Below are 16,986 nucleotides of genomic sequence, written 5' to 3'. Positions count from 1 at the left end.
GACAAATACTCTTAAATCTTCAACATCAGCAAACGCCCAAGCAAATTGTAAAAATGCTTCTCGAATAAGTTGGTAACCTCGGCTTTCAGAATAACCCATTTGTTCGAATATCTTATTCCACTTCACCATTTTTAAATATCTCAATTCGATAATTTTTCTATGCGGAAACTTCATAGTCTTACATGCTTCGATAACTTCATCTAAAATCATTTCAGCGTAAGCGTGATTAGTTAGCTTCTCATCAGTCGCATTGTTAATGCTACGACTTGAAGGCATACCACTGATGATTGGCGACTTAACATCAATATAAGATTTATGAGCCATTCTTTTAATCGTAGGTAATTCTTTATCAAAAAAGTACCTAGCTTTTTCAACAGTTCTTGCTTCATCTATTTCTGGTAACAATGCCACAACCTACGCCCTCCATGATAAAATAAAGTTACTAATGTTTATTCGCATGGCGCTGACTTCGGTTGGCGCTTTTTTAATTTTCTGCCTTATCAACAATATCAACCAACTTAATGCCCAGAACTACATATCCATCTCGTTGAGCATATTCAGTCATATACACTACTTGCGCTAATAAAGTATCAGCATTCTCCTTGGTTGCTCCCACTACACTACTTCCCCCCCAACCAGTTCTTTTAAGATACTGACCATTTGAATAGCGTTGTAAAAACAATAAATCACCTACTTGATAATCACGGTCATTTTTACGAATTTCAAATTTCTTTAGACTATTTGCTACGTCATCAAAATATTCGTTATCTAATTTAAGATTGTGTGCTTTCATTGTCTCCTCCATTCAAATTATTTAAAGATTTGTATTTATATATCAACTTTTCTTGTGTCTCTACAAGTTTTTGAAGTTGACTAACTCTACGTTTCTTGGTTTCAATTAACTCAGATTGAAGCTCGATAATATGGCTATTAATCGTATCCATTAAGGCAAGTATCAGCGAATATACAAAGACAGCAATAACCGCAAACATCCGCATCCATTTTGCTTCAGAATTACCAATAAATGCCACGCATACCCACATAAGCAATGTATTTATCAGAATGTCATATCTGTTTAACCAGCCAATCACTCTTTTTAACCCATTCATTTTCATTACTTCACATCCAATAATTTGATAGCATGTTCCAAATACCACACTGCCTTTTCGAGGTCCTGACTAGTCGTTCCCTTGAATGGTGCTCGTAAGATATACTTCAAAGCATTTCCAATACTGAACGACAACTTAGGCTCAAATGCTGGAGCTACTTCATCAATCACATCAATAGCTTCAAAATTGAATTTCTTGTAGTGTGACGGATGATTCACTAAATCATTATGATCTGTCATTATTTAACTCCTAACTAATTATTTAAATAAACCCATTATCAATTTAATGCATCGGACTTAGGTGGTTCGCCATGCTCAGCACAATGTAGTTTGACGTAGATAAAATGATTGCCGCCATCATTCACGTTTCCACTGTTAGTCCAATAATTAGCCGGATCATAAATTCCAGCTTCTTCTTCGGCTACTTTTATAATGCGTTCACGTTCTCTTGATTCGCCAACTCCTACACCAATCGTGTAAGCAGAAAGAGCTGAAACCAACGCCACAATAATCATCGCTAACATTACTCATCCTCCGATATTTCACGAACAATAATGTCATACTCAACAGGAATGGCGTTATACTCTTGCAAGTCATGGCGAATCTCATCAGCTGTTTGTTTTCTCGCCAAAACAGTACCATTCTCTGGCGAGATAAGTTCATATAAATCTTCGTCATCCGCACTACCGACATTAACACGTGATATAACATAAAGTTCATCGCTGTCTGTAAACAGATAACTCCGACCCTGCCCAATTTTGTAACTGTCAGTACGATCTAGTCTTTCGATTGATTCAATTTGTCCGCTCATTACTCCGCCTCCAATAACTCTGGGTTCTCGTGGATATTGCCAATGACATTAGCAATCACTTGATTAAGCCTAATGTTGCCAATGACCCATTCACTAAATTGCGAATACTCTACAACGCCTTTTTGAATCAACCCATAGATTGAAGCTGAAACAATATCACCTTCATAAATCTCAACACCATTCTTATCTTTGAGACCTGTGTATTGCTCTAAAATCACGTTCATACTAAATAAGCCATCATATTCGACTTCTGACCGCAGATTTTTGCCATCTTCAATAGTCATGTACTGGAAATCCATCCCAGAGTGACTCCACTCTAATGCAGTTACTCTGTTTAATTGCTTAGTGCGTTTATTCCACGCCCGAAACTTAATCTGTCGTTGTGCCATTACTTAACTCCTAATCTTTCAATTTTTTCAAAGTTTCTTTTGCAATAAACGATCGTTTTGCTAACTTAGTTGCATCTGGCGTTAGATTAGCCTTATTTAAATCAACATAGATACTACTAATTGTCTTAAGTGAGTCTCGCATTATTTCGTTATCCTTGAGGGTACGTTTATTTACCCACTCTAGATAATAGTTATAGTCACTCGCAATTTCTTGCATTTGTTTTGACCGCTTTTCATAGTCAATTCTTGCCTTCATCGTTCTGATAGCAAAATAGAAATACAAAATCGCACACGCAGCCATCAATCCAAACCCTGCCCAATCTTCAATACTCATAATTTTTCTCCTAACCTAATTCGTACCAACTGACATAAATGACTAGTGCAGCTCCAAAGATAATCATTCCAACGATCATCCAGGGATGTGTACAAATAAACATCCAAATTTGCCACAACATCCAAAACTTCCAAAACATTAGTAATCTCTCCTATCAACATCTTCAAAGTAGACCTCTTCAAGGCCGTTGTATTTTGCATCTTCCATAGCTAGAACTCCTTCTTTGAATAACTCTCTAACAAACCACCGCTTTAACTGTGGGCTCTGTGCTCGCCAAGCTAGCTGTTGGTTATCAGTCCAAGTCATTATTCTCTTACCACTAGGCTCATAAGCTTGTTGCCAATACTTACCATCAGACTTGCGGACAATGTAGTAAGACTTATTCATCTCCAACACCGCTTTTTCTAGTGCTGTATTTGCTAATCATCTTGTAAGCATTTCTCAGTTCTTTAACTAAAGGCTGGGCTTCATCAACATCCCACTTCTCATAACTGCCTAACTCTCTTAAAATTCGCAGTTTTTCTTTTTTCCAAAAGTTGTACTGTTCTTCATTACCCAAATAAAGCCCACCGTCTATATGGCCGCTACCTATACCATGTTCTTTACGGTAACGAACAGCATATTTGCTGCCATTTAGCGACCTAGCTGTATAACCCCAATCGTCAGCAATTTGTTCAACAGTTGCTCCGGCTTCTAATTGCTCACAGAACTCTGCATATCTTTCCTCGTAAGACCATTTATTTTTTCTAGGCATTTCAAAACGGGCTTGCAGTCTTTTCACCCTTGGCTGATAAAATTATGCAATTACTGGAGTTACTGGCAATGCTGCTTCAAGGTATGCCGCAACGTTTGCCATTGCTTCATTAGCCCAAGCTCCACCGTCTGCTTCAAACAATGCCATGTAAATATCTCCGTCGCTCTTCTTGATACGATAGATAAATTCACTTTCTGGTTGTGCTACTTCGTTAAATGTACGATATGGCTTCAATACTGCTGGTGATGGCACTTCTGCTACAGCCTTACTTGCCACACCATCCTTAACGGTTGCACGCTGTGTGATACCATCATCTGAATACGATTGCTCGTTAGTATCAGTCACATCACCAGCAAACTTAATTAAGATATCTCGATGATCATTTGCAATAAAGTTTGCTCGCATCTTAATTTGGAACTTCTCTTGATCCAAGTAACTCTCAAATGGAAATTCCGGTGTGATTGCCTCAACACTTGCCAATTCTGGACGATTTCCAAAGTTATCAACTTTACCAAACACGAGAACCTTTGTTGGACTCACAACTTGAATAGACTTAACGGATGCCCCCAAAAGATTCTCTTTGATAGCTGTAACAACACCGCTCAATGTATGCGATTCAATCGTTTGTGGTGCATCATTTGGTTCAAAGCGACGTACCCGTCCATCCTCAATCAAAAATGTGTCTTCTCCAACCTCGAATACAGCCTTTTCTGCTGCCTTAACTGATTGATTGTCCAAAAATTCTAGTGCTTCTTTAGTCATAGTCATATTCCTTATCCTCCAATTGATTAAAAGTGATTACTTCATGTAGTTCTTAACTGGTCGAACTGATGGTTCACCAGCCACAGGCTCGCCTGTATCAGTTAGTAGCTGTCCTGAATCTGGGTCGATAATCGTTTGACCCGGTACTTCGCTCAACATTTCTCGCATCTCAACGTTACCTGCTCCGTTTTCACCAACTAATACACGTGTTGCCTTAGATTCACGAGGTGCTAGCTTTGAGCTAACAGCTGTAAGTGTTGCGATTGTTCCGTCCTCATCTGGCTTAAATTTCACCTTGATGTTCAATTCACGGAATGTATTATCCTTTGCATTTGGATCAAGCAAGTTCTTTGCGATCTTTTCAAGCTCGATGTTCACATCTTCTGCCAACGCACCTTTTGCCAATTTATTCAAATTTAAATCAATATTAGCCATTGTTAATTACCTTTATCCTAACGCATCGTTATAGTAGTGTTGCTTACTTCATTTCATTTACGGCATAACCGTTTTCTAATTCTGGACTGAATGTTAATTCGCTTAGCATTTGCCCATTCAAGTTGCCATTCTTTTTCAAGAATTTAATGCGTTTTTCAATATCTGACGGGCTCCACTCATTACCAAATCTTCGGACTAAGTGATCCAAATTTAGTTGTACTTCTAATTGCTGCGTCCTTAGGTGTCTGTCATAACGCCATGAACTTAACAACATGAATGTTAAGGTGTCGCTAAAACCTTTCGGTAATCCTATCCACTTATTAGAGGCCCAAATATCCAAACCTTTGTTATCCTCACGAAACCCCAAACCTTTTTCAGTAATAACAGAGTAATGTATATTGTCCTTAGGGGTTGTCCACCTAGCCACAAAATCATGCTCTTCAAGATTATTCAAAGCATCTTCAAATGAATGTATACTTTTTGAACCTTTACCGATTTCTCGTTTTGCTTTAATAGCGACAGCCTTCTCATAATCTTTGGGTGAATCAGAAACGTGGTTATTGAATATAACATTTTCCTCAAAATTGAATGTCTGTTCATACATCGTATATCGCCATCTTGTCATGGTGAGCTCACCGCCAATCACCCCCTTATTTATGTTACAAAGTTGTTACGTCAGGAGGTTCTTATAAATATATATATATAAACCTCCTGATTTAACATTCCTGTAACATTTAACGGGTGTAACCATTCATCCTCTCAATTGCCTCATTTTCTTCTAACAAATCGAGGTTTAATTGATCAATATCGATTGATTGGTAACTAACCTTTGTATCGAGATAGCCTTGTAGAATTTTCTTACTTGGCATATACAATGCATGTGATTCCTTTGCTCGAGTTAATGCCGTGTACAGAATGTTACGGCTAGACAACCGAGAGTAACCAAGAATCGAAACTACATTATTAATTGTTGAGCCCTGCGATTTATGAACTGTAATTGCGAATCCAAGTTCTGCTTTATGCTTTTGGAAATCAAAATTAATGTCGTTAAATTCGAGTGGTTGGCCGACATCATCAAGTAAGACTCGCTCACCCTTCATATTATTTAAGTAAAACTTTCCTGTATCTTCATCCCGAACGATTATGAAAATATCGCCGTTCATGAATCCAGTATCAGGATTATTCTTACCAACAATGATTTTGTCACCGTGTGCAAAGAATTGTTTTCCATCGAAATTCAACAAATTCTCTTCCGGAGTTCGTTGAATAATTTCTTGATGTTTAATTGCATTAATCAAGTCTTTTGCTCCGTTTGCAGTTGTTAAAAATACATCTGCATTCGGATGCCTTGAAACAATCTCTTCGATCATCCATTCGTGGCCCGGCGTGTTGAAATATGCTGTGCTATCTGGATGTTCAAATTTTGGCATCTCACCTTTGATCACATCCATTGAATCTTTGAAAATTCCCGAATCAGCCGCTTGCCGTTTTGGAATTGTTAGCTTGATTGGTACAAGTAAGTTCTCATCTTCCAACCGTTGCAATACATCCAAGCCAATGGCTGGAAGTTGATTACTATCTCCGATAAAAATGTACCGTGCTTCTGGATTGATTTTGAAAAGATATGCTAAGTCTTGCAAGCTGATCATTGAAAATTCATCAACAACAATCGTTGTAGCGTGTGCAAACAACTTGCGATACTTATCAACCTTTCTAACTCCCGTGATTGTTGTTGTCTGGATGTTAATTCCATCAACACTTTCAACGAAATTCTTAACAGCTTTACCAGCCAATGCGGTTGCCACTGCATAATTTGATAAACTCTTACCCTTATAACCCAACGCTTCCAAAACTTTCTTAATGACGAATGTCTTACCTGTACCGGCGTAACCAGTTAAGAATGAAATTGGTTGCTTCATGATTTTCTCGACGGCCTCTTTCTGATCATCAAACAAATCAGATAAATCAACATCTTCAATTTCATGGCCTACCGATACACCTACATTGTTTTTCAACAAATCATTAACAATCTTGTAAGCTCGTAATGTTTCAGTTCTCGCCCAACCGTCCATGAACGGCGTGACAATTCCATAATCTTTTAGAGAATCATCATCCAAAATATAATCAGATTTCTTAACTGTGATTAGGTTTTGAGATTCCTTTTCTCTTAATTGATATTCAGCATTCCAAACCGCTAAAACCTTCTTGCGCTTCTCAAAATTATCCTTGGTAAACATACCGTAAATATTTGCAGTGAACTCAAAAGTTAATGCGCCTGTTTTATATGCACTCCACGGATTTTCCAAGTCGTCGACTGCTTTAGCAATCTTATAAATCTTATTTTGGTTAAGCCCAAATTCTGGATTTTCAAGTGCCAAGCGGTCTAATTGCTTTTTAACTTCCCAATTAACATCCTGAAAGGGATTGTTATTGTATTCTTCAATGTACCGCTTGGCAGTTTCCTCTGTAATGTTTGGAACTTGCGTTAGTAGCTCAATTGATTTGTCATTATAGATAACTTGCTTATCATTATCTTTTCCGTCATATCCGTTGACCAATGCCAAGAATAATGATTTAGTACCTGCAATAACTTCTGCTCGCTTTTGCGAAATACCATTTACAACTTCTAAATGAAATTGATAGTTCTTGGCGGCTCGTGGATTGTATTCTGTAAATTCCATTCTCTAACCGTCCTACTTATATGCGCTTGATGTCATAACCTCTTTTTCAATATCACCCATCCCATGGGTTGGAATATCTGAAAGAAATTCAAGTCCTTCAATTGCTTGTTCTTGTTCAAAGCCTGCTTTTGATAGCGCCCCGATTAATTGTTGCAACGTATTGTGTACATTGTGGCCAAGAACTAATTCAGGTACATTGTGCTTTCGCATATAGTCTTTAACAAACTTTTCGGGTGATACCCCACGATTAGTCTGTCGACCTTTCCTCGATTTAGCTTTGGGCGCTTTGTACTTACTCTGAATTGCATATCGCCATGAGCCATACCAACTAAAAGTTAAGTATTGTTGCAATGGTAGTCCCATCAATCGCCCTATTGTTTTACTAGCTTTTATGTCAGCTCCATAGTTTAGTAAATTAATACCAACTTCCAAAATGAAAGTTTTAACTATTTCGTCTACCGCTTGCGACAATAGTTTCGGCTCAATTGGTGTGCTTAGTGGAATGTACAAACGCATACCACCTTCATGCTTAGAACTTCCAAGGGATGAAGGTGTCTGCCAAGCATGAAATTCCATATCAAAGTTCACTAATTTCATTAGGTCACGGTCTAACTCATGCAAATCAGGGACAAAATCTAAATCGAAAATAATCGCCTGAACGTCTTTAATGTTTTCACGCCGCCTAGTCAATCCTTCAATTAAGTTACTTGGTGTGAAATAAGTTGCTTCAAAATCTTTGTACGATTGAACATCAACAATCGGCGGTATCGTAAGTGGCAATGATTCAATAAAAATTTTCATATCAAAGTCTTCTACAACATCATAAGCGCCACGGTTTCCCGCAATTTTAAATGCCATCATGGGCACTTCCCCCTTCGGCCTACCAATCTACTTCGGCGTCTGATATTTCAACATATAGTCTGTTATCTAATCCGTATTTTTTACCTAGCATTTCAAAAATAAACTGTGAATCATCAAAATCAAAAGCTTCCTGTAATGCGTCGGCCGCTGCTTTAGTTGAATTATCCAGATCAACCGTGCCTCGCGTTATGGGATAAATCTTTCCTGCTTCAAATGCTGCTCGCTTAGCTTTCGTATTAACCTTTGATTCTGGGACAGGATATGTGAATAACATTTTGAGCTGGAGTGCGGTTCCTTTAGGAACTTTCCATCCTAACTCGTCACCCAATTCTTGCAGTGAATCAACAATATATTTTTGATACTTGTGATACCCCGGGGTTCTGAATACGGTGTTTGTGTGCGTGTTGTGCTCCATTTGATTTCCCGAAGCATGTGTCATCGGAAGCACAACCTCAGCCTGTATATAGATCATTACTGTTGACCGAATCCACCGCCAAAGTTTGCACCTTGATTACCGAATGGACTTTGTTGTGCTTGTTGTGCCCCAAAGTTTGCGGGTGGTTGATCGTTGTCACTTGGCATTGGTACTGGAGAACCAAATGCATTACTTCCCCCAAACGCATTATTGGTATTTGAAGGTGCCCCAAATGCTCCAGTACCATTTTGTGGCGATCCAAATGCGTTACCTTGATTTGACGTTCCTGCATCAGTTGTTTCTGGGCGTGGCTTGTCAGTGTTAGGCTCTGATCCACCTTGCAAGATCATATGATATGAAGATACATTTGCTCGCCAGCTTTTCTTACCGTTGAACTCATTTTCGCGCCATGTTGTATTAACCGAAAGCCGCTTACCAACTAGCAATGTTTTCGCATCCTTCAATTCAAATGGCGTTCCATCAGCTAGTCCCAAACCGTCAACTAGGAATGAATTAATCTTCTTGTAAGCAAAGAATGTCTTTGTCGCTCCGGGTACATCATCGGCTCTATCGTCAATCAACATATCGTAAGGGATGATGTTCTCTGCTTCAGTTCCATCAAGAACTTTATAAGTTATAGTAATCATTTCATTACCTGAATTTTTTGAAACGCTATATACTGCATCTGTAATTTCTACATTGTACTTACCAGCGTAAGTAATGGTTTGTCCGCCTTGCTTCTTTGTTGAATCTGCTGTAAATACCATAATTATTTTTCCTCTGTTTCTTTGATTAGTAAGTCTTCTGCTTTAATTTTTGTACGATTATCAAGTCTATTTTTGGCATGATTACCGTTTTCTGTGTCTAAGTCGATCCAACGTTGACCTTCTTGTTTATAGATACGACCGACCACATCAAACGCTCCAGTAAAAGCATTAAATGTTTTTTCATTCATATCTGCCGTGAATCGCCCCTTATCAACAATCCCTGCTGAACCCAAGTCGACTTGATGGGCCGTGGCAATGATTGTAATTCCATATTGAGTTAAACTTCGTAAGAACATGCCAAAGTTTCTAAACCATAATTGCAGCTCTTGATAATTTTGGCGATTGTCCTTTGAGTGATTGATGTTATCAAGTACCCAATTTTGCATGGCCGTAATATTGTCCAACATCAACACTTGGTGTCCGGGCGCTCTACCGTTAATTTCATCAAGAACCAACTGCTGTAATTGCGGTGCATCCGTATGGTCAAATGTTGTGACGTCAATATCAGTAGTTCCTAACAACGCATTGGTTGAACCGTCAAAACTAAGTAAAAGTTTCTTGCCTTCAAACTGTTTAATGAGTGAAGTTTTTCCAGTCCCACCATCGCCATAAATAAAACGCATATCGCCCATCTTAGGAATATGTCCCGCTTCATAACGTTGCATTTAGACCTCCTTAAAAGAAAAGTCGATCTCCATTTGTTCAAAGCCACGTTTGATGAACTCAAATTGTTCAGATGTAATGTGGCTTACTCGGAAATTAAAGTTAGCAAACTGCTTGATTTCCTTTTGTTCCACGACTTCGCCTGTATCAGAATTAACCAGCTTGTCACCAACCTGAGTTGCATGCTCGACCTTTTCTTGCTGCGTTTGCCGCTCTCGTTCAACTTCTTCATGCTTAGCTTCAATAGCTGCTTTAGCCGCTGATACATCAAAATCCATCTTCTGCTTAACGGCATCTACATCCATTGTCTCCAATAAGTGGATATAGCCGTCAGCCTCAACGTTTAACTTTTCAGCGTAGTTCTTGATTTCATTAGATCGTAATTTTTCAAGCTCGATTGCCTGTGAAATTCTCTCGCTGATATTTTTAAATTGATGGTTAATATCCTCCAACATTTGAGGCCATGAATAAGATTTATTCAACCACCGTTCATCGAACACAATTTCCTCATGCACCAGTGGATAAGCTTCGGAGATTTTTGCAATCTCTTTATTAATCATTTGTCGCTTGTTTTCCTTGCGTGCTTCATTCAACTCTTTAAGTTGGTCACCAATCAAATCAGCGCCTTCTTTAACGATTTTTTCCAACTCAACCAGTTGTTCTTTGGTGGTTGGCCAGTTACCTAGTAATGACTTTTCAGTATCAATACGTTGGCGTTTGATACTTTGCAAGAGTGCATTCAACTCTTTGCGAATATCTTTAGCACCCTTTTCAGTTTGTACAGCAACCGGAAAGGCTTTGTACTTATTAACTGTCTCCACAGTTGTAGCCTTCAACTGATCCAAATTCGCGACGTTCACATTCGCTGGAGTAGCGTTAATAGATATCTCTGCAAGTTCATTACTCATTGTCATACTCCTCTACTCGCACCTTTAGCGCTTCAATGTTTAAGTGTGTTAACTTACTTTGTAGGCTACCCAACTCTGATTTGGTGAAGCGTGTTTGAATAACGTCGCTTTCCTCTGCATCCCAAAATTCAAAACTTTCGTTACCATCAGCTGTAAATTTATTTAGAACTTTCATGTTATTAACTGGTGAAAGTACATAATAAAGTTGTTCTTGTCGAACTTTTGATTGAGCTTCACTTAGTAATGCAGTTAATAAAGCAATTTCATTCGTCTGAGTAGTTTCGATTTTTGATACTACTTCAGCATTTAACTCATTAACCCCCTCTAGAAAAAATGTTAATGTTTTAGCGCTTTCTGCGCTTATCAATAAATTATTCAGTGTTGAGATTGCTTCTTGAATATCTGACATGATTAACTCCTATATGTCCGCTTCTTACGCAATACGGCGTTTAAGCGTTTAGCAATAATTTTCAACGTGTGCATATCCTTAGTCATAATTGAGCCAAGAATTTCACCCGTATCAATTTCTACAATGTTGTACATTTGTTTACTCTCCGTGATAAACTTAAAGGGTAAATTTTTGTCAAAATTTATTCACTTTGCACGTTAGTGGTGGCCGCCATTAACGTGCTTTTTTTGCATAAAAAATGAACTAAATTAACGAACCCAATTAATGCTCCTCCTGTTGCTAAAATCACTGCAACAAAACCCAAGAGCAGTTTTAAGTCATCAAAAGTTATTGCGTGGTACATGTCCTCACCTCCCTTCACCTCTGCCGTAGGCCTTTAGTAGTTCATAAGAATACCGACCATTTTCAACTTCAACACCGAGTTTTTTAAAACGCTTATCGAAACGGATAGATTCATCAAAATATGACCTAGACCTAGAAAGCAACGCAGCAGCTTCGTCAGCAGTGACCATTATTTTTTGCTCAATTGGCATTACTAGTTTCACGGTTACACCTCCTGATTAAATTGATTCTTTCGAAACTAATTAGTAATTCGTTCCAAACGATTACGATAAAATTGAAGCCACAGATTTTTAAATTGCTCATAAGCTTCAATAGCCTCTTCTTGGTCGGCTAAAGTCATCAAATCTTGATTCTTTTTCGTTCCAAAGACAGATAACGCTAAGGCCCTAAAATGTTCCTCCAACGTTGTTGAATATATAGTGTCTTTGTTTCCCCATAAACGCCAATCGTATTCGGGAAAATCGTTGTTAGGAAATAAAACAAATTCGGCAATCGCATCGTTTTGGAAACCATATTTAGTATTTAGTTGGCGGACTTCGCCGTCCAACTTCACATTTCTAAACAACCCTCCTGAAGGACGTTTATCGGTTAGTGATTTACTCAACATCACATTAGAGTTTCTTAAACGCTTAACTTCTTTACGAAGCTCAATTACTTCTCGTTCTAAGCTCATATAAATTTCTCCTATTTATTCAAAATTCCATCAACATACTTTTCAGCATCATTCAAAACCCGTGAAGCCGTAATAGTACCAGCTGTTCCATTTTTAACGTTATTCCACGTTGTCATGGAGATACCAAGGTAATTTGCTACCGTGGTTTCATTCACCCCAGCAATCTTCTTAGTTTCAAAAATCTTGCCAACTAGTCGACCTACCCGCGCTAAATAATCACGATCAATAGTTACTGCCACCATATAAACAAACCTCCTTTTATTATTTGGTGTACTTTTATTCTTTTATTTTATTTACTTTCACGTTATAGCGTGCTAACATATACACATAAATAAGCGCATTAAAACAACAATACAGCAACTAATTTCACCGTCCTACTGGTTTTATTTGCTTTTGTTTTATGCACCACTTTTTAAAAGAACTTTGGTACATGAATAATAATAACACGCTAAATCGTGCTGTCAACACAAAAATAACCATTAAGCGTGCAAATTGTTCATGTTACCTTTCGAGAGGTTGATATGACAACATTTGAAAGAATTAAAAAAATATCTAAAGAACAAGGCTACAGTAGCCTTCGCGTGCTTTCCGAAAAAGCAGGTCTTGGAACTAACGCTATCTACCAATGGAAAAACAAAATTCCAAGAACTGATAATTTGCAAGCCGTTGCTGATATTTTAAACGTCTCAGTAGATTACCTGTTAGGCAATACAGATGAAAAAACTCCTCAATCTACCAAAACTGAGGAATCGCAAGAAATTGATTTAGACGTTTTAACTGACACTGATAATATTAAAAAAAGACTAATTTCTTTTGGAGGTAAGCCCGTTACAGAACATGACGCCAAAGTTATTAGTCAATTTTTAAAAACATATTATGAGGGTCGTGATTAGTATGCAGGATGACATTATTAATGACTTATGTAAAATGCTTAAACAGCATGGCTATGTTCTAGCTATTGTTAATATCCAAACCGAAGCCTATACAGACCCCGTTTTACCATTCGTATATTTTAGTAAAGAAAACGGCTCAATTTTTGCATTAGCCGAAGAATATTTTCATATAGAGAATGAGCACTCTGGTCGTTTGCTTTGGACTGATAATGATGAGCGTAACCCGCATGAACATGAAGCTTGGAATGAAGCACTATCTTGGTTAAAAAGATACTGGAATATGAACGAAGGTGGCGACAACTATTTAAAGTTCATGGAATATTTTGGTGTGCCCTACTCACTTGAAACAAGCGTCATAGAGGAGTTCTGCCCAGTAAATCAAAATATCAATCACGCTTAACACATTACGTGCAATCATGATCCACGTTAAAAGCTTAGATTTATGTTTGTGTGGGTGCAAGCATTATTTAGGAGTCAGTTATGCCTGAGAAGGTTAAAAAACCTTTTTATAAAAAAATATGGGTTTGGGTTTTGATCATTTTAATTCTTATAATGGCTAGTTTAGCAATTTTCAAACTAAAAGATACAGCTGATCATTCAGCTCCCTATTACAGTAAAAAAAATTTAAATAAAGAAATACTATCAACTGATAATGACAAAATGAATGATTATCAAGAAGATCAATTTTATAGTATTGCAAGAGGCTTAGTGCACTCTGAATTTCCAAGCTTAGACATGAAACAATTTGATGATGACTCTTTGTATGTAAAAAAAGTTAAAGGTACGGGTACCTACTTTGTCGATTATGTTGCAGAACTTCCATCAACTAAACGAAAATTCGAGACCTCAGCTACCTTAACCTTAAAGAATGCAGATTTACGTGGTACAAGTAAATTTACATACAAAGGTTTGAAATCCGATTTCACATCATTTATTGAGAATATGAATAACTTAAACGAGAGTTTAAATAACTTGGATGATAGTCTAGATAATTTAAGCAGCACTTTCTCTAATCACTAAAAAACCACATCCCCCGCCTGGCAGCAAATGGATGTGGTTAGAGCTTTGAACCTACTCGTCAATTTAACGGGCTTGATTCTGTTTATTAGTATATCAGACCCGAGCAAGTCTTTAAACTGCTCAAATTCAAGAAGAAAGGTTAGGTTTAACTTATGGCTAGCGTTTACAAACGAGGCAAAACCTATACTGCTTCCATTTCAATTAAAGATGGTGGCAAATTTAAAAAGAAGTCGAAGGGAGGCTTTAAAGGTAAAACAGAAGCAAAAGTATGGGCTAGAGAACAGGAGGAGTTAGCCTCAAAAGGTTATTCTGTAACTATCAAGGAAAAGTTACTATCTGATTTTTTTCATGATTGGCATGAGCTATATAAACAAGATGTATCTCATTCGACAAGGGTTTGGTATAACCGAGTCGAGGTCTATATAAAGGAATTACTACCAAACATTACTGTTCAGGACTTTTCTAGAGAACTAGCACAAATGTTTTTTAATAACCTTGGTAAAAATTATTCTACCGAAACCGTGCAAAAGGTTAAAAACCAACTCCACCAAGCCATGAAGTCGGCACTTTATGAAGGAATCATATTGCGTGACCCTATAACGGATATATCTGTTAGTGGTAGAGATGGTAAACACCGTGATTTAAAGTTTCTTGAAGAGGCGCAAATAAAAGCTTTGGCATCATATATTCAAGAAATACAACCCTCAGAGCGAAGTTATTCAGACATGATGATTTACCTAGGATTATTTACGGGAGCCCGATACGAGGAGCTGGCGGCCCTTACATGGAATGATTTTACTAATGGTTATATTGATATAAATAAATCTTGGAACCAAATTACTAAAGTCATCCAGGAAACTAAAACGCCCTCATCAATTCGAAAAATCTCAGTACCAAAAAACATTATTGATGATTTCTCTATCTGGAATCCAGCGCACGAGCGCTCACAGTTCATTTTTGGCAGCAAGCGACCAATTACAGGGGCAAGTGTTAATAAGCGCTTAAAAGCTCAACTAGAGGCGATTAAATCGCCTAAAATAATAACGTTTCATGGTTTACGCCATACTCACGCTTCTTGGCTTATTTCTCAGGGTGTCGATATTCAATATGTTTCAGAACGTCTGGGTCATACTAACGTTGCAATGACATTAAGGGTGTACACTCATATGCTAGATAAAACAAGGCATAGCGAAGATGATAAGTCGCTGAAACTGTTACAAAATTTGTAGCAAATTTGTAGTAAAACTCATGGGAAACTGTGAGAAATGACGGGAAATTATGGGAAAAATAACCTTTTTAAAAACAAAAGAAAACGTTGATATAACGGCGTGCGTGCCTATATACCAACGTTTACTCACAACACTAAAAACAACTAGAAATGCCGACTATAGGATTCGAACCTACGACCCTCGGTTTACGATACCGATGCTCTACCAACTGAGCTAAGTCGGCATACTCCGAATGCCGGGCTCGAACCGGCGACAACCTGATTAACAGTCAGGTGCTCTACCAACTGAGCTAATTCGGAATAACGCTACCTGAATATTATCTATGATTGCCCCCCATTCGTCAAGCATTTGTTTTTTACAAACAAAAAAGGCCATGCTGGGTGACATGGCCTTTTTGCGTCCGTGTTCATTTACTGAAACCGGACTTATATTTTCATTTTAGGAGTAGGTTATACGCTGCAATTACTGGGTGATAATCACAACGGAAAGAAGAAAATATATGTCTTTCTTATGGGTAAATCGGAAAGTTTCCTTTTCGATGTATTTAATATAACGCCAAAAGCTTAAAGTACATTTAATTGAAGGTTAAGCCAAAATTAAAGCTACCTACTAAAAAACCGCTCGATTAGTATCAAGCGGTTTTTTTAATTTAAAATATTAATACTTCAAGAAATATTTAGCAAAAAGGGCTGCACAAGCTGCACCAACGAAAGGTGCGATTCCAGGAACAATGATTCCATATTGCCAATCTGACTTAGCTTTATCAGCAATTGGTAAGATGCGGTGTGCAATTCTTGGTCCCATATCCCGGGCAAGGTTCATTGCGAAACCAGTTGGTCCCCCAAGACCCATTCCAATTGCCCATACTAACAAACCAACGCCGATTGGTAGAATACCTGGTGTTTTGATTTGGGCAATCGCCAAAATTGAAGTAATAAAGACAAAGGTTGCAAAAAATTCGACAAAGAAGTTACGGGGTAAATTCCGAATTGCTGGTGATGTAGAGAACATGTTTCGAACCACAACGGGGTCGATATCACCTTCTGAAGACTTGAATTGGTCAGCATACATAATCCAAACGATTACTGCGCCAACGATTCCACCAAGGACTTCCGCAATTGAGTAAGGAAGGAAATCACTCCATGGTAGCATTCCTAAGATATTCTGAGCCAAAACCATTGCTGGATTCATGCAAACACCGCCAAAAATGAACAAAGCAACTGAAATACCAAATCCCCATGTGGTAATTGCAAATAAGTGCCCTGAACCGTGATATTTGGTATTATTCAAAACAGTATCTGCGTGTACACCGACACCGAAGACGACCATTAGCCCAGTACTCAAGAATTCTGCCAATAACTGATGCATTATTAATAACTCCTATAATTTTCTAGTATATGCAAAGAACAAGCTTGCTTAAAGCAGCAAACTATGAAATCATACAGGTTTATTATTGTGTGCGTAGTAACTTTATATAGCTACATTTGTTACGCTTTGTTATGAAAGCGGTTTCTAAATATTCATAATAAAAT

31 protein-coding genes and 2 tRNA genes are annotated in these 16,986 nt (G+C 37.9%); 4 read left to right on the top strand and 29 right to left on the bottom strand.

All coding sequences use genetic code 11. The annotated features are described in order from the left end of the window. The 26 genes from TT13_RS09860 to TT13_RS09750 all read right to left on the bottom strand — a co-directional run. Positions 1 to 411, bottom strand: a 411-nt coding sequence (locus TT13_RS09860; RefSeq protein ID WP_027699807.1) for an ArpU family phage packaging/lysis transcriptional regulator, incomplete at its 3' end; no start/stop codon positions are given. A gap of 73 nt (positions 412 to 484) precedes the next feature. Next, positions 485 to 793, bottom strand: a complete 309-nt coding sequence (locus tag TT13_RS09855) for a DUF3850 domain-containing protein (RefSeq protein WP_052348618.1) — start codon at positions 791 to 793, stop codon at positions 485 to 487. Then, a complete protein-coding gene (locus TT13_RS09850) occupies positions 774 to 1,115 on the bottom strand; it encodes a hypothetical protein (protein ID WP_027699805.1) in 342 nt (113 codons plus the stop codon). Before TT13_RS09850 ends, TT13_RS09855 begins: the two co-directional genes overlap by 20 nt. Continuing rightward, the gene (locus tag TT13_RS09845; protein WP_045477181.1) at positions 1,115 to 1,348 is read right to left on the bottom strand and encodes a DUF3310 domain-containing protein; all 234 of its coding nucleotides are present in this window, start codon (positions 1,346 to 1,348) and stop codon (positions 1,115 to 1,117) included. Before TT13_RS09845 ends, TT13_RS09850 begins: the two co-directional genes overlap by 1 nt. 38 nt (positions 1,349 to 1,386) lie before the next feature. Further along, the gene (locus TT13_RS09840) at positions 1,387 to 1,623 is read right to left on the bottom strand and encodes a hypothetical protein (RefSeq protein ID WP_145912351.1); all 237 of its coding nucleotides are present in this window, start codon (positions 1,621 to 1,623) and stop codon (positions 1,387 to 1,389) included. Positions 1,624 to 1,631: 8 nt separating this feature from the next. Further along, positions 1,632 to 1,919 carry a hypothetical protein gene (locus tag TT13_RS09835; protein WP_027699804.1) on the bottom strand — a complete coding sequence of 96 codons (288 nt, stop codon included), beginning with the start codon at positions 1,917 to 1,919 and terminating at the stop codon, positions 1,632 to 1,634. After that, the gene (locus TT13_RS09830) at positions 1,919 to 2,308 is read right to left on the bottom strand and encodes a YopX family protein (protein ID WP_027699803.1); all 390 of its coding nucleotides are present in this window, start codon (positions 2,306 to 2,308) and stop codon (positions 1,919 to 1,921) included. The genes TT13_RS09835 and TT13_RS09830 overlap by 1 nt, the downstream gene beginning before the upstream one ends. A gap of 10 nt (positions 2,309 to 2,318) precedes the next feature. Then, positions 2,319 to 2,642: a hypothetical protein gene (locus TT13_RS09825; RefSeq protein ID WP_027699802.1), complete on the bottom strand. Its 324-nt coding sequence runs from the start codon at positions 2,640 to 2,642 to the stop codon at positions 2,319 to 2,321. A gap of 10 nt (positions 2,643 to 2,652) precedes the next feature. After that, positions 2,653 to 2,781, bottom strand: coding sequence for a hypothetical protein (locus TT13_RS11670; RefSeq protein WP_278279352.1), 129 nt, complete (start codon positions 2,779 to 2,781; stop codon positions 2,653 to 2,655). After that, positions 2,781 to 3,029, bottom strand: a complete 249-nt coding sequence (locus TT13_RS09820; protein ID WP_027699801.1) for a hypothetical protein — start codon at positions 3,027 to 3,029, stop codon at positions 2,781 to 2,783. Before TT13_RS09820 ends, TT13_RS11670 begins: the two co-directional genes overlap by 1 nt. Further along, positions 3,022 to 3,396, bottom strand: coding sequence for a hypothetical protein (locus TT13_RS09815; RefSeq protein ID WP_027699800.1), 375 nt, complete (start codon positions 3,394 to 3,396; stop codon positions 3,022 to 3,024). The genes TT13_RS09820 and TT13_RS09815 overlap by 8 nt, the downstream gene beginning before the upstream one ends. A gap of 42 nt (positions 3,397 to 3,438) precedes the next feature. Next, a complete protein-coding gene (locus TT13_RS09810; protein ID WP_027699799.1) occupies positions 3,439 to 4,164 on the bottom strand; it encodes a hypothetical protein in 726 nt (241 codons plus the stop codon). Between the two features lie 30 nt (positions 4,165 to 4,194). Continuing rightward, positions 4,195 to 4,593, bottom strand: a complete 399-nt coding sequence (locus TT13_RS09805) for a hypothetical protein (protein ID WP_045477177.1) — start codon at positions 4,591 to 4,593, stop codon at positions 4,195 to 4,197. A gap of 43 nt (positions 4,594 to 4,636) precedes the next feature. Then, complete coding sequence (locus tag TT13_RS09800) at positions 4,637 to 5,218, bottom strand: hypothetical protein (RefSeq protein WP_027699798.1); 582 nt, start codon at positions 5,216 to 5,218, stop codon at positions 4,637 to 4,639. A 109-nt stretch (positions 5,219 to 5,327) separates the two neighbouring features. After that, the gene (locus tag TT13_RS09795) at positions 5,328 to 7,274 is read right to left on the bottom strand and encodes an ATP-dependent DNA helicase (protein WP_027699797.1); all 1,947 of its coding nucleotides are present in this window, start codon (positions 7,272 to 7,274) and stop codon (positions 5,328 to 5,330) included. Between the two features lie 12 nt (positions 7,275 to 7,286). Next, positions 7,287 to 8,135 (bottom strand): hypothetical protein, encoded by an 849-nt coding sequence (locus TT13_RS09790; protein WP_027699796.1) that lies wholly within the window; start codon positions 8,133 to 8,135, stop codon positions 7,287 to 7,289. 19 nt (positions 8,136 to 8,154) lie between these two features. Beyond that, a complete protein-coding gene (locus TT13_RS09785) occupies positions 8,155 to 8,574 on the bottom strand; it encodes a RusA family crossover junction endodeoxyribonuclease (RefSeq protein ID WP_190279662.1) in 420 nt (139 codons plus the stop codon). A gap of 32 nt (positions 8,575 to 8,606) precedes the next feature. Further along, entirely contained in the window at positions 8,607 to 9,317 is a 711-nt protein-coding gene (locus tag TT13_RS09780; protein ID WP_027699794.1) for a DUF669 domain-containing protein, read from the bottom strand. A 2-nt stretch (positions 9,318 to 9,319) separates the two neighbouring features. Further along, entirely contained in the window at positions 9,320 to 9,982 is a 663-nt protein-coding gene (locus tag TT13_RS09775; RefSeq protein ID WP_027699793.1) for an AAA family ATPase, read from the bottom strand. Continuing rightward, entirely contained in the window at positions 9,983 to 10,888 is a 906-nt protein-coding gene (locus TT13_RS09770) for a DUF1351 domain-containing protein (protein ID WP_027699792.1), read from the bottom strand. Continuing rightward, the gene (locus tag TT13_RS09765) at positions 10,881 to 11,297 is read right to left on the bottom strand and encodes a hypothetical protein (RefSeq protein ID WP_027699791.1); all 417 of its coding nucleotides are present in this window, start codon (positions 11,295 to 11,297) and stop codon (positions 10,881 to 10,883) included. The genes TT13_RS09770 and TT13_RS09765 overlap by 8 nt, the downstream gene beginning before the upstream one ends. Positions 11,298 to 11,299: 2 nt before the next feature. After that, positions 11,300 to 11,431, bottom strand: a complete 132-nt coding sequence (locus TT13_RS11665) for a hypothetical protein (protein WP_278279351.1) — start codon at positions 11,429 to 11,431, stop codon at positions 11,300 to 11,302. Between the two features lie 47 nt (positions 11,432 to 11,478). Next, on the bottom strand, positions 11,479 to 11,640 hold the full coding sequence (locus TT13_RS11370; RefSeq protein WP_190279661.1) for a hypothetical protein: 162 nt from the start codon (positions 11,638 to 11,640) through the stop codon (positions 11,479 to 11,481). Between the two features lie 4 nt (positions 11,641 to 11,644). After that, the gene (locus TT13_RS09760; RefSeq protein WP_027699790.1) at positions 11,645 to 11,842 is read right to left on the bottom strand and encodes a hypothetical protein; all 198 of its coding nucleotides are present in this window, start codon (positions 11,840 to 11,842) and stop codon (positions 11,645 to 11,647) included. Between the two features lie 35 nt (positions 11,843 to 11,877). Then, a complete protein-coding gene (locus TT13_RS09755; protein WP_027699789.1) occupies positions 11,878 to 12,312 on the bottom strand; it encodes a hypothetical protein in 435 nt (144 codons plus the stop codon). 11 nt (positions 12,313 to 12,323) lie between these two features. Then, complete coding sequence (locus TT13_RS09750; RefSeq protein WP_027699788.1) at positions 12,324 to 12,554, bottom strand: hypothetical protein; 231 nt, start codon at positions 12,552 to 12,554, stop codon at positions 12,324 to 12,326. Positions 12,555 to 12,833: 279 nt separating this feature from the next. Between TT13_RS09750 and TT13_RS09745 the strand changes: the two genes are divergently transcribed. From TT13_RS09745 to TT13_RS09730, 4 genes are all read left to right on the top strand, one after another. Continuing rightward, positions 12,834 to 13,205 carry a helix-turn-helix domain-containing protein gene (locus TT13_RS09745; RefSeq protein ID WP_027699787.1) on the top strand — a complete coding sequence of 124 codons (372 nt, stop codon included), beginning with the start codon at positions 12,834 to 12,836 and terminating at the stop codon, positions 13,203 to 13,205. Between the two features lies 1 nt (position 13,206). Beyond that, a complete protein-coding gene (locus TT13_RS09740) occupies positions 13,207 to 13,605 on the top strand; it encodes a hypothetical protein (protein WP_027699786.1) in 399 nt (132 codons plus the stop codon). An 80-nt stretch (positions 13,606 to 13,685) separates the two neighbouring features. Then, positions 13,686 to 14,225: a hypothetical protein gene (locus TT13_RS09735; protein ID WP_027699785.1), complete on the top strand. Its 540-nt coding sequence runs from the start codon at positions 13,686 to 13,688 to the stop codon at positions 14,223 to 14,225. 152 nt (positions 14,226 to 14,377) lie between these two features. Further along, on the top strand, positions 14,378 to 15,454 hold the full coding sequence (locus TT13_RS09730; protein ID WP_027699784.1) for a site-specific integrase: 1,077 nt from the start codon (positions 14,378 to 14,380) through the stop codon (positions 15,452 to 15,454). Between the two features lie 150 nt (positions 15,455 to 15,604). Here the strand turns inward: TT13_RS09730 and TT13_RS09725 are convergent. The 3 genes from TT13_RS09725 to larD form a co-directional block, all read right to left on the bottom strand. After that, positions 15,605 to 15,677 (bottom strand) — tRNA-Thr (locus TT13_RS09725). A 3-nt stretch (positions 15,678 to 15,680) separates the two neighbouring features. After that, a tRNA-Asn gene (locus TT13_RS09720) sits at positions 15,681 to 15,753 on the bottom strand. Positions 15,754 to 16,111: 358 nt separating this feature from the next. Next, positions 16,112 to 16,825 (bottom strand): D/L-lactic acid transporter LarD, encoded by a 714-nt coding sequence (larD, locus tag TT13_RS09715; protein ID WP_027699783.1) that lies wholly within the window; start codon positions 16,823 to 16,825, stop codon positions 16,112 to 16,114. Positions 16,826 to 16,986 lie beyond the last annotated feature (161 nt).

Source organism: Weissella oryzae SG25 (assembly GCF_000691805.2).
Taxonomy (GTDB): domain Bacteria; phylum Bacillota; class Bacilli; order Lactobacillales; family Lactobacillaceae; genus Weissella; species Weissella oryzae.
The sequence above is the reverse complement of the archived record's forward strand: the minus strand, read 5'-3'. Positions and strand labels throughout refer to the sequence as shown.